Source organism: Bacillus sp. NPDC094106 (assembly GCF_044764345.1).
GTDB lineage: Bacteria > Bacillota > Bacilli > Bacillales > Bacillaceae_G > Bacillus_A.
Genome location: NZ_JBIWHY010000004.1, coordinates 53231 through 64057 on the forward strand (window position 1 = coordinate 53231; position 10827 = coordinate 64057).

At 36.5% G+C, this 10827-nt stretch carries 13 protein-coding genes, 1 pseudogene and 1 riboswitch; of the genes and pseudogenes, 8 read left to right on the top strand and 6 right to left on the bottom strand.

The genetic code is table 11. The features are described from left to right. Nucleotides 1-280: 280 nt before the first annotated feature. Nucleotides 281-532 (bottom strand): YqkE family protein, encoded by a 252-nt coding sequence (locus ACIQ7L_RS06965; RefSeq protein ID WP_335358495.1) that lies wholly within the window; start codon nucleotides 530-532, stop codon nucleotides 281-283. 155 nt (nucleotides 533-687) lie between these two features. Between ACIQ7L_RS06965 and ACIQ7L_RS06970 the strand changes: the two genes are divergently transcribed. Continuing rightward, a complete protein-coding gene (locus ACIQ7L_RS06970; protein WP_097896759.1) occupies nucleotides 688-1131 on the top strand; it encodes a ferritin-like domain-containing protein in 444 nt (147 codons plus the stop codon). Between the two features lie 103 nt (nucleotides 1132-1234). Here ACIQ7L_RS06970 and ACIQ7L_RS06975 read toward each other — a convergent pair whose 3' ends face one another. Next, nucleotides 1235-1711 carry a ribbon-helix-helix domain-containing protein gene (locus ACIQ7L_RS06975; RefSeq protein WP_400567759.1) on the bottom strand — a complete coding sequence of 159 codons (477 nt, stop codon included), beginning with the start codon at nucleotides 1709-1711 and terminating at the stop codon, nucleotides 1235-1237. 132 nt (nucleotides 1712-1843) lie between these two features. On the opposite strand from ACIQ7L_RS06975, the gene ACIQ7L_RS06980 reads away from it, so the two are divergent. Beyond that, nucleotides 1844-2845, top strand: a complete 1002-nt coding sequence (locus ACIQ7L_RS06980; RefSeq protein ID WP_400567761.1) for an alpha/beta fold hydrolase — start codon at nucleotides 1844-1846, stop codon at nucleotides 2843-2845. Nucleotides 2846-3055: 210 nt separating this feature from the next. Here the strand turns inward: ACIQ7L_RS06980 and ACIQ7L_RS06985 are convergent, their stop codons facing one another. Further along, complete coding sequence (locus tag ACIQ7L_RS06985; protein WP_400567762.1) at nucleotides 3056-3982, bottom strand: LacI family DNA-binding transcriptional regulator; 927 nt, start codon at nucleotides 3980-3982, stop codon at nucleotides 3056-3058. A gap of 112 nt (nucleotides 3983-4094) precedes the next feature. Beyond that, entirely contained in the window at nucleotides 4095-4571 is a 477-nt protein-coding gene (locus tag ACIQ7L_RS06990) for a GNAT family N-acetyltransferase (RefSeq protein ID WP_400567764.1), read from the bottom strand. A gap of 86 nt (nucleotides 4572-4657) precedes the next feature. Between ACIQ7L_RS06990 and ACIQ7L_RS06995 the strand changes: the two genes are divergently transcribed. Continuing rightward, nucleotides 4658-5581, top strand: a complete 924-nt coding sequence (locus tag ACIQ7L_RS06995) for an alpha/beta hydrolase (RefSeq protein ID WP_400567765.1) — start codon at nucleotides 4658-4660, stop codon at nucleotides 5579-5581. Nucleotides 5582-5597: 16 nt separating this feature from the next. Here the strand turns inward: ACIQ7L_RS06995 and ACIQ7L_RS07000 are convergent, their stop codons facing one another. Further along, nucleotides 5598-5843 carry a DUF2552 family protein gene (locus ACIQ7L_RS07000; RefSeq protein WP_097896765.1) on the bottom strand — a complete coding sequence of 82 codons (246 nt, stop codon included), beginning with the start codon at nucleotides 5841-5843 and terminating at the stop codon, nucleotides 5598-5600. Nucleotides 5844-5946: 103 nt separating this feature from the next. Here ACIQ7L_RS07000 and ACIQ7L_RS07005 point away from each other — a divergent pair. The 5 genes and pseudogenes from ACIQ7L_RS07005 to ribH all read left to right on the top strand — a co-directional run bounded on the left by ACIQ7L_RS07005 (nucleotide 5947) and on the right by ribH (nucleotide 10276). Beyond that, nucleotides 5947-6188 (top strand): annotated as a pseudogene (locus tag ACIQ7L_RS07005) (CDGSH iron-sulfur domain-containing protein). Nucleotides 6189-6381: 193 nt separating this feature from the next. Beyond that, a riboswitch (FMN riboswitch) is annotated at nucleotides 6382-6526 on the top strand. A 311-nt stretch (nucleotides 6527-6837) separates the two neighbouring features. Continuing rightward, nucleotides 6838-7950 carry a bifunctional diaminohydroxyphosphoribosylaminopyrimidine deaminase/5-amino-6-(5-phosphoribosylamino)uracil reductase RibD gene (ribD, locus tag ACIQ7L_RS07010; protein WP_400567766.1) on the top strand — a complete coding sequence of 371 codons (1113 nt, stop codon included), beginning with the start codon at nucleotides 6838-6840 and terminating at the stop codon, nucleotides 7948-7950. Continuing rightward, nucleotides 7932-8576, top strand: a complete 645-nt coding sequence (gene ribE / locus ACIQ7L_RS07015) for a riboflavin synthase (protein ID WP_400567767.1) — start codon at nucleotides 7932-7934, stop codon at nucleotides 8574-8576. The genes ribD and ribE overlap by 19 nt, the downstream gene beginning before the upstream one ends. A gap of 12 nt (nucleotides 8577-8588) precedes the next feature. Beyond that, nucleotides 8589-9782 (top strand): bifunctional 3,4-dihydroxy-2-butanone-4-phosphate synthase/GTP cyclohydrolase II, encoded by a 1194-nt coding sequence (locus ACIQ7L_RS07020; RefSeq protein ID WP_400567768.1) that lies wholly within the window; start codon nucleotides 8589-8591, stop codon nucleotides 9780-9782. Between the two features lie 32 nt (nucleotides 9783-9814). Next, complete coding sequence (ribH, locus tag ACIQ7L_RS07025) at nucleotides 9815-10276, top strand: 6,7-dimethyl-8-ribityllumazine synthase (RefSeq protein WP_400567770.1); 462 nt, start codon at nucleotides 9815-9817, stop codon at nucleotides 10274-10276. Between the two features lie 141 nt (nucleotides 10277-10417). Here the strand turns inward: ribH and ACIQ7L_RS07030 are convergent, their stop codons facing one another. After that, nucleotides 10418-10738, bottom strand: coding sequence for a hypothetical protein (locus ACIQ7L_RS07030; protein ID WP_097896770.1), 321 nt, complete (start codon nucleotides 10736-10738; stop codon nucleotides 10418-10420). Nucleotides 10739-10827 lie beyond the last annotated feature (89 nt).

Here is a 10827-nt window from a genome sequence, read left to right on the forward strand (position 1 = left end):
AAATTTTATAGACAAATGCTACGAAATTTTTATAACCATCAACTTTATTTGAACAAGATTCACGAAAAAAGTCAAAAAATATATACAGTTTACATAATAATTTTATAAAGTGGAACTTCTATCAGGCTTTTACCGGCAATTATCCCTACTTCTCTGTATCTTAAGCTCGAGGTCTTACAACCCGCAAATAGCGGAGTCTTATAACTTCTGTAAAAATCCTTCTACTTCCCAAAATCGGTAAAAAAATCATCAGTACAATTCCACTGATGATTTTTTGACATTATTTAAAGTCTTTCCAAGTAAGATTACTTTCGCCTAACAGTTCTTCAAATGATTTATTCTTTTCACGTTCTCTTTGCTCTTTACGCTTTCTTTCTTGTTCTTCTATTTCTTTTTGTTCCGCTCTTATTTGTAATTCTTTCTTCTTGCTTTTCAATTGATGCATTAATGATTCATTTAATTGATCACCAATTGTGATTGAATCCTTCTCCGTCTGATTCATTTGCGTTTGTCTTTGTTTCTTTTTCTTCATATCTTGCTCACCTTTTACTTTTTTCTCCATTATAAGGGAAATTCCATATCCTAGACAATAAAAATTCAATTGATCCTAAAATACATTCTAGAGGATATGCACCCAGTATTTTAATTTTCCATAGGATATCTAAGCATAAACTGGGAGGTAAACAAATGGATTCCTATTCAAATGATTACAATTTGATATACAGACAAAATGAAAAGCTCATTCGTGATATTGAAAAAGCTATTAACGGAGAGTATAGTGCAATACATTGCTATGCTAAATTAGCTAATTTAGCTCCACAAGGTAGTGAACGCGATCAAATTCTTGAAATTCGACAAGACGAAATAAAACATTTTCAACAATTTGTACAGATTTATATTCGTTTAACTGGTAGACAACCTCAGCCAAAAATCACTGAACCATGTCCAGATTCTTATGTAAGTGGATTAGAATTTGCAATACAAGATGAGCAACGAACCGTTGATTTTTACTTAAAAATCGCAGATGATACTACAGATCAATACATTAAAGAGGTATTTCGTAGAACGGCAGCCGATGAACAAAATCATGCCGTTTGGTTTCTATATTATTTTGTTAAAACAAAAGGATAAAATAAATCGAGATTTAAACACCGTTTACCCCAACACTTTTTCATTCATACTGGCTAACAAAGAAAGGATACATACTCTGATATCAAGAATTGTATCCTTTCTTTTATTTATCTGGATATGATTCATCACTCACTTCGTATCTTTGTAAAAATTCTTTCAACGCTTCTTCTACAATTCGAGACTTATGAATTCCTTTTGTAACAGATACAATATCTAAACGTTCTAAAACTTCCGTACATATAGAGAAAGTACGTTTCTTCTTTTCTGTACGATTCTCTGGCGTTAAAAGAATACATCCTTCTCTTTTTTGTAACAATTCATAAATACTTTGTAATTGTTCATAAATTAATACTTGATAATCTGTTTTTACATATTGAAGCGCTACGGCTTCTTGAAGATATAAATGCCGAGGCTCTTCTCCCTCTCCAATGAATATTCGTTTCTTTTGTTCATCATCATATTCATATCCGAGCATTCTAAGTTTTTTCGACAATGTATACGGGCTCATTTCAAGGCGTTTTGCAATAATAGCGAGTGATTCACGTTTATTTAAGCGATCTATAATTTCTCCAATCGTCACTTTCTTCCCCCTTTCCCGAGCTCGCATGCTTGAAATACAGCTAGTATGTTATGATACAATGATTTTCTAACAGTATATGCAAATTTGAGAGCCTGTGCGATACATACCATTTAAGAAAAGGAGGTTTTTCATATGCTTTTTCGTAGCCGCACTCCACAATTTCACAATGAAAATATGCAACCGATTCCGAACAGCATCGCTACGATAGAAAGCGTTATGATTAACGGTCATAAACAATCCTTACTTATACGTGGTCAAGACGTGAATCAACCTATTTTATTCTGTTGTCACGGCGGCCCTGGTATGGCACAAATCGGATTCATTCGCCACTTTCAAAAAGACTTAGAAAAACATTTTGTCGTTGTCAATTGGGATCAACGTGGAGCAGGAAAATCCTTTTCATTACGAGATATTCAAGCTCCTTTCACAATTGAACAATTCGTTTCAGATACACGTGAAGTCATCCAATACATTCTTTCTCGCTTTAAAAAGCAGAAATTATTCTTTGCTGGACATTCATGGGGGAGTATTCTCGGCTTAAAAATTGCAAATACATATCCAGAATACATCGAAGCCTACATTGGCATTGGTCAAATTGTACATATGAAACAAAATGAGGAACTATTGTACCAACACTTAATTCATTCCGCAAAAAAACACGGACACACACGTGCATTAGCTTCACTCACGAAACTAGGGAAACCACCTTTTCTAGATATGAAGCGTCTTATTATTCAAAGAAGATGGCTTAGTACATTTGGAGGTGCAGTTCAAAATGGATCCTCGTTTTCTTTTATTCGCAAAGGCTTACTTTCTTCAGAATATACGTGGCTAGACTGGCTAAAATTTCTCGCAGGAAACATGAAGTCTGGAACATTATGGGAAGAAATGCTTACGGTGGATTTCTTTTCTACCATTTCAAGCCTTTCTGTACCTGTTTATTTCTGTTCTGGACGCTTTGATTATCAAACTCCTTATGCACTTGTCCAGCAATATTGCGATATGATTCAAGCGCCCATAAAAAAAATGATTTGGTTCCCCAATTCCGCTCACTCTCCAAATTTGGAAGAGCCTGAACTGTTCGCAGAATCTTTAAGCTCTATAAAACAAGAGTTATCTTTTTCACATAAATAACAGGCGGTGCTCCTTTTACATTTTATAATGATGTGTCGCAACTTCACTCGGTTAGTGAACAGATCGCTCGTAAAAGATTGTACAACCAGAATAAAGATTAGGGTGCTGTACTCATCGCAATAGCAGTGATGTTACTGCTTAGTTTGTAGCGTGTCCCAATCACCGTTACGATTACATGATAAAAAAGGTGCGTTTACTGAACGCACCTTTTTACTTTGTAGATTCTCTCTCAACAAATACAAACTCTGTTTCTAATGCTTCTTGTTGTACGTGTTTCTTTTTTATTTTTCCGACTAACTGCCGTAATGCCAATATCCCTTTCTTTTCACAAGAGCTTTCAATCGTTGTCAATGACGGAGTAACCCATTCCCCTTGTAAACTCCCTTTAAATCCAACAACTTGCAACTGCTTTGGTATATCGATACCAAGAGCAATTGCCGCCCGAATAGCCGAAATTGCGACTATATCACTTGAAGCTACAATCCCATCTATGTAAGGATACTTTCGTAACAGTTCAATGAGCTGATTTTCTTCGCATCCCTTGAGACTTGCTTCTCGATAAGCAAGTTCTTCTTTCCAAACAGTATCTAAAAAACCAGATACATGTTCTTCCATTTCTTCATCTTCTGTCTCTTCTCCAATATAAACAAGAAAATGACAACCCTTTTCTTTTAGCAACATTACAGCTTTTCTAGCACTTTCGTAATAATCCAAAGGAGATACTATTTCGTCAAGTACAACAAATGGAATCGATAGTTTTCCCAGATGCCGAAATACATCGCGCGTCATAATAGCACCAGCAATATCATTTTGTATCAGTATATCTATATATCCATTCTTATTTTCTATATTACAAACAATAATTTGATAGCCTTCTTTATATGCAGCTTCCTCTATTGAACGAAGCAAAGTTATGTATGATGGATCACGTAAATTTGATACGAGTATAGCAATCATTGTTGAGGACTTTTTAAATAATGCTTTTGCTGCCCCATTCGGTCTATAGTGTAATTCCTCAATTGCTTGCTTTACTTGTTTTACTGTATCTTCATGAACATACCCTTTTTCATTAATTACTCGTGAAACGGTTGCGACTGAAACACCGGCCAATTTTGCAACATCACGTATGGTTGCCACATCGTCACCCCTTAATATGGTAATAGCTTACAATTTTAAACTAAAACAAAATATGACATTCGTCAAGGGAATTGTTTTATATTTCTGAAAATTGTTACATAAAATAAACTTTTTACAACTTACATTCTAGTTGGATTTCATGCAAGATTTCGATGTTATCATAGCCAACAAATGGAATTTCTTTCTTTATCTTTCGTGCCTCTTTCACAGCATCAATATACAAATTTGTCATTGTAAAATCACGCTTCTGATAAAAACGAAGTGCATTTGTATTGTCATTTGTAGTAATTAACCATACCTTTTTACAACATTGTTCCCGAGCCATCTCAATTACACACTCTACAAGCTTTGTTCCAATTCCTTTCTTTTCTTCAAGGCTATCCAATGATACAATCTCACAAATACTCCCTGTTAATTCGAAGGTTATAATTCCTACTATTCTGTTATTTTCAACTGCAACAAAACCAGGTAATTCGTCTAAGCGATGAGCTCTTCCCCTTGAAACCATCAGTGTACTTCCCCAATTCTCACACATAAACAGCCGAATTGTTTCTCTCATTTCTTCTGTAATTTTTTGTATGTGAATCATGCTCTACTTCTCCCCTTTTTCCATCATTGTGATACAATATAAGTGTATCACAATGATGGAAAGGTATTTGGAGGATGAGGTAAGGTATGAAACGTTTTTTCACAGCATTACTCACTATACTAGGTGCGTTAATTGGCATTGGTATTTTCTTTACCAATAAAGTAATGTATTTAAAGAAAAAAACAGAGGAAGAAATTTTAGAGCGTGAAACGAAAAAACATTTTCGTTTAGAAGATTTTAACGCGGTTCCAAAAGAAGAAATTCACATTCCTTCTCAATTTGGATATGATATTCACGGATATTACATTCCTGCTGGTCATTCCAATAAATTTATGATTTTTTGTCACGGTGTAACTGTAAACAAAATAAACTCTGTCAAATATGCAAACTTATTTTTAAGTAGAGGATATAACGTATTTATTTATGACCATCGTCGCCACGGTAAAACAGGTGGTAAAACGACGAGCTATGGTTATTATGAAAAACACGATTTAAAGTCTGTAGTTGACTGGCTAAAAAATCGCTTTGGAAAAAACATTATCTTAGGTATTCATGGCGAATCGATGGGAGCTGCAACACTTCTTCAATATGCAGGACTCGTAGAAGACGGCGCCGATTTCTATATTGCAGATTGTCCTTTCTCTGATTTTTACGGGCAGCTACAACACCGTTTAAAGGCTGAATTCCATTTACCAAAATGGCCATTATTGCCTTTAGCAAATGCATTTTTAAAAGTTCGTGATGGCTATACGATACGTGAAGTTTCACCAATCGATTGTATAAAGAATATAAACAATCCCGTTCTCTTTATTCACAGTAAAGACGATGATTACATTTTATGCGATATGACAAAAGCACTCTATGAAGCAAAAGAGAACAATAAGCAACTCTATATTGCAGAGCATGGTGCACACGCTTGCTCTTACAATGAAAACAAGCAAGAATACGAAGCTGCAATCGATCAATTTTTAGGAACATATGTAAAAGAAACAAAAAACAGGCTTGCGTAAGCCTGTTTTTTTCATGTTACTGCGCTAAAACATCTGTAACTTGTTCCATATTTTCCGCAATCCACTTTACTGCCTCATCAAGCGTTGGGAACTCCGTCGTTTGAAAGGTTACCTCATCTTGAAGCAGCCACACATCTTTCTGCTCTTGTCCCACACCTGCAATCGACCAATGAAGTAAACTGTATGGATGGTTATCATTCAAAAATGATGCCCAAGTGCGCTCATTTGCGATATTTTGTAGTGTAAGTAATTGTTTATCCATGTTTCGTCACCTTACTATAGTCAATTATAAACGTTATTATAACACTCTCCTCTGCTTGAGACAAAGAGAGGTTTTTTTATTGTCAAGTTCCCCCTCCAATTATATGATAGACTTAAGCGTTTGGAAGGAGGGATAACGTTGGCAAAAGTACAAATTAAAGTGAATGATAATGGCTCGTTTCGCATTACAGGGGATGTGGAATTAGTTGATTCACAAGGGAATGTATTCCCAGCAAAACCTGCATTTTCTTTATGTCGCTGCGGTTTATCAAAAAACATGCCTTATTGTGATGCTTCACATAAAGGGAACTTTGAATCTATCGTTCGCGCTCCAGAAACAAAATAACCATTAAGAAGCATGTACATTCATTTGTACATGCTTTTTATATGTCCCGTAGAAAACAATATTTCCTACTAAATATTGTTTTCCTTCTCTCATCTATCAATGGTTTTTTCCGACCTTCATTTTCATACAATTCTTCACATTCAAATATTTTTTACTATCCTTTTTTCTTTTTTGTGCTATAATGTGAGCAAACAGCATCCTTCGGGGTCGGGTGAAATTCCCAACCGGCGGTGATGAAGTGCACACTTCTAAGTCCGTGACCCGTTTTCAGGTTTGGAAACGGTGGATCTAGTGAAACTCTAGGGCCGACAGTATAGTCTGGATGGGAGAAGGATATGTTTTCTAGTGCTTATATATAGCGAATACACTCTTATTTTGGCATACACATTTTTAAAGGTTCTCTTTACATTACTGTATATGTTTTATTTCATATACCTATGTTTTTATGCTGAAATAAAAAGATACGACTAGCGTATGAAAAATTGATAGTTTGCTAGGCTTCTTTCTAATGCAAAAATATCAAGCATCGTTAGGTTTCTTTCCTATACTTTCGTATTCGAACTATATTTCTAGAAATCACGTCTCCCAAACCCCAAGGATAATAATATCCTTGGGGTTTTTTGATTTTTTCTTAGGAGAGGTGAAGAGAATGACAGACCAAGAATATATGAGGATTGCCCTACAGTTGGCACAAAGTACTACGGGGCAAACGAGTCCAAATCCAATGGTCGGTGCTGTTGTTGTAAAAGATGGAAACATCGTCGGAATGGGTGCCCATCTCCGTGCAGGTGAAGAGCATGCAGAGGTTCATGCCCTTCAAATGGCAGGCGATCAGGCGTATGACGCTACTGTATACGTAACCCTTGAGCCATGCAGTCATTTTGGAAAAACACCGCCATGCTGTGAGTTGCTCATTGAGAAGCAAGTAAAACGTGTTGTAATTGCTTCTCTCGATTCCAATCCACTTGTTTCAGGTAGTGGCAAAAAACGGTTACAAGATGCAGGGATCCATGTCACGACTGGTGTTCTTGAAGAGGAAGCCCTCTCATTAAACCGATACTTTTTTCACTACATGAAAACAAAACAGCCATTTGTAACAATAAAGACCGCAATGAGTTTGGATGGAAAAATAGCGACCGTTACTGGAGAAAGTAAATGGATTACAGGTGAAAAAGCTCGTAAGGACGTTCATCAATACCGTCATACACACGATGCCATTCTTGTTGGCGTAAATACTGTGATAACCGATAATCCACATTTAACAACCAGGCTTCCAAACGGTGGACAAAATCCGATTCGAATTATTTTAGATACACATTTACGAATTCCGCAGTCTTCTCATGTCATTACTGATAGGTTAGCGCCAACATGGATCATTGTTGGAAAAGATGTAAAAAAAGAAAAAATAGATGCTTATGAATCTCAAAATGTATCTGTATTTCAGATGAAAAAGAGTCAAATTGAAATACGGGACCTCCTCTCTCTTCTTGGAGAGAAGCAAATTCTTTCACTCTTTATTGAGGGGGGACAATCGGTCCATGCAAGCTTTTTAGAAGCTAAATGCTTCAATGAAATCGTGACCTATATAAGTCCAAAATTAATTGGTGGAAAAGATGCACCAACTTGGTTTGGTGGTACTGGTTTTATAAAACTGCAAGATGCACTTTCCTTAGAAGTTCAAGAGATGAAACAAATTGGCGATGATATAAAAATCATTGCAAGTAAGCGAAGTGAGGTGCCTACATGTTTACAGGGATTGTAGAAGAGCTAGGAACTGTTTCGAATATAAAGCAAAGCGGAGAAGCAATGGAACTAACCATCCATGCAAATTCGATTTTATCCGACGTCAAACTAGGTGATAGTATCGCTGTTAACGGAATCTGTTTAACCGTTACTTCTTTTACCGCATCTTCTTTTACTGTTGATGCCATGCCTGAAACAATGAAATCAACGTCACTTTGTATGCTACAGCCTCGTTCTAAAGTGAATTTAGAACGAGCAATGGCTGCAAACGGACGCTTCGGTGGGCACTTTGTCACAGGTCATATCGATGGAGTCGGTACCATTGTAAGTAAAAAACAGCACTTCAATGCTATATATTACAAAATTGGAATTCCAAATGATTTACTCCGGTATTGTTTACAAAAAGGATCTGTGGCTGTTGATGGCACAAGTTTAACAATATTTGATATAGATGAGTCTTCCATTACAATCTCACTCATCCCGCACACAGTAAGCGAATCTATTATTGGTGAAAAGGTAGCTGGAGATATTGTGAATATTGAATGTGACATGATTGGAAAATATATCGAGCATTTTATTTCAAAGCCAGCAAAACGAGGTAGTTCAGTTACAGAAAGCTTTTTACAAGAAAACGGATTTCTATAAGGGGGATACACAATGTTTCATCGGATTGAAGAAGCACTAGAAGATTTAAAACAAGGAAAAGTCGTTATTGTATGTGATGATGAAAACCGCGAAAACGAAGGCGATTTTATTGCTTTAGCAGAGTACATTACACCAGAAACAATTAATTTTATGATTACACATGGCCGGGGTCTCGTCTGTGTACCAATTACGGAGCAATATGCAGAGCGCTTACAACTAGAGCCTATGGTGTCCCATAATACAGATTCTCATCATACTGCGTTCACAGTAAGCATTGATCATATTTCTACAACAACAGGTATTAGTGCCCATGAACGTGCGGCAACTGTGCGCGAATTATTAAATCCAGCATCTAAAGGAAGCGACTTTAATCGTCCTGGGCATATCTTTCCGTTAATTGCAAAAGATGGTGGCGTTCTTCGGCGTGCAGGACATACCGAAGCAGCTGTTGATTTAGCGAAATTGTGCGGTGCAGAACCGGCAGGTGTCATTTGTGAAATTATAAATGAAGACGGTACAATGGCGCGTGTTTCTGACCTGTTCCAAGTTGCAAAACAATTTGATATTAAAATGATTACCATTGAAGATTTAATCGCCTATCGCCGCCACCATGAAACGCTCGTAACAAGAGAGGTTGAAATTACATTACCAACAGATTTCGGTACATTTCATGCAATCGGCTACTCTAATTCATTAGATCAAAAAGAACATATCGCTCTTGTAAAAGGAGAGATTTCAACAGATAAACCCGTTCTCGTACGCGTTCATTCCGAATGCTTAACTGGCGATGTTTTCGGCTCATGCCGCTGCGATTGTGGCCCACAACTTCATGCTGCTCTTGCTCAAATTGAACGTGAAGGAAAAGGTGTTCTTCTTTATATGAGGCAAGAAGGCCGCGGAATTGGATTGCTTAATAAACTCCGTGCATACAAGTTACAAGAAAAAGGACTAGATACTGTAGAGGCAAATGAAAAGCTGGGTTTTCCAGCAGATCTTCGCGATTACGGCATTGGTGCACAAATTTTAAAAGATTTAGGTTTACAAAAGCTGCGACTATTAACGAATAATCCAAGAAAAATTGCTGGCTTGCAAGGTTATGAATTAGAAGTTGTTGAACGCGTACCATTGCAAATGCCAACAAAAGAAGAAAACAAAACATATTTACAAACAAAAGTAAAAAAATTGGGTCACTTATTAAACTTATAATCTATTCATTATAATTAAAGGAGAGATATATTATGGTATTCGAAGGTCATTTAGTTGGTACAGGATTAAAAGTCGGGGTTGTTGTTGGACGTTTTAATGAATTTATTACGAGTAAACTATTAGGCGGTGCATTAGATGGATTAAAGCGCCATGGTGTCGCAGAAAACGATATTGATATTGCATGGGTTCCAGGTGCATTTGAAATTCCATTAATCGCTAAAAAGATGGCAAATAGCGGTAAATACGATGCAGTCATTACACTTGGTACAGTAATTCGTGGTGCTACATCGCATTATGATTATGTTTGTAATGAAGTAGCAAAAGGTGTTGCCTCTCTATCACTGCAAACAGGAATTCCGGTTATCTTTGGTGTATTAACAACTGAGACAATTGAACAAGCGATCGAACGTGCAGGTACAAAAGCAGGAAATAAAGGATACGAATCTGCAGTTGCCGCTATTGAAATGGCACATTTATCAAAACAATGGGCTTAAAGTGAAACTTTAAGCAGTCTCGATTTCTTCATTCTCACTGATTATTAGTCCTCATCAATCGAGCTTTACGGGTCGTTCATCCCCCACCTAGCCTTTACTTTCACTACATGTTATTGTGGGGGTATGACTGCCCATAAATTGTTATTTCTTCACTTTTTTCCGCACATCTTTTATCAATTCATCCATCGTTTTACCCTCTGTTTTAATACGAAGATTTTGGGCGATTTTCCAAACATTTTCTCTCTTCTTTTCTTCCTCTACAATATGAATTTCTTTCCGCACTTCCTTTAAGTCTTTTCCCTCAGTCTCAATACCAAAATGTTCCGCTTTTGTTCGAAAATGTTGTTCTATTCTTTGTTGCATTTCTTTCTGTTCAGGATTTTTTGCTGCTTTCACTGGATCAGCACTAATTGCTTTTAATAAAATAAGAAGAGTCATAATAGCTAGTATATATTTATGCATGTAAGATCCTCCAACCCAATATGAATTACACTTTTACTATGTACAATTACAGGTTGGAAAATTCGTCCACACATTTTATATTTTTTAGG

Bases quoted from the DNA above. Each gene is read 5' to 3' on its own strand.
- ACIQ7L_RS06995 (WP_400567765.1), top strand. From the start codon at position 4,658: ATGAAACGTTTTTTCACAGCATTACTCACTATACTAGGTGCGTTAATT.
- ACIQ7L_RS06965 (WP_335358495.1), bottom strand. From the start codon at position 532: ATGAAGAAAAAGAAACAAAGACAAACGCAAATGAATCAGACGGAGAAG.
- ACIQ7L_RS07020 (WP_400567768.1), top strand. From the start codon at position 8,589: ATGTTTCATCGGATTGAAGAAGCACTAGAAGATTTAAAACAAGGAAAA.
- ACIQ7L_RS07030 (WP_097896770.1), bottom strand. From the start codon at position 10,738: ATGCATAAATATATACTAGCTATTATGACTCTTCTTATTTTATTAAAA.
- ACIQ7L_RS07000 (WP_097896765.1), bottom strand. From the start codon at position 5,843: ATGGATAAACAATTACTTACACTACAAAATATCGCAAATGAGCGCACT.
- ribH (WP_400567770.1), top strand. From the start codon at position 9,815: ATGGTATTCGAAGGTCATTTAGTTGGTACAGGATTAAAAGTCGGGGTT.
- ACIQ7L_RS06980 (WP_400567761.1), top strand. From the start codon at position 1,844: ATGCTTTTTCGTAGCCGCACTCCACAATTTCACAATGAAAATATGCAA.
- ribD (WP_400567766.1), top strand. From the start codon at position 6,838: ATGACAGACCAAGAATATATGAGGATTGCCCTACAGTTGGCACAAAGT.
- ACIQ7L_RS06970 (WP_097896759.1), top strand. From the start codon at position 688: ATGGATTCCTATTCAAATGATTACAATTTGATATACAGACAAAATGAA.
- ACIQ7L_RS06990 (WP_400567764.1), bottom strand. From the start codon at position 4,571: ATGATTCACATACAAAAAATTACAGAAGAAATGAGAGAAACAATTCGG.
- ribE (WP_400567767.1), top strand. From the start codon at position 7,932: ATGTTTACAGGGATTGTAGAAGAGCTAGGAACTGTTTCGAATATAAAG.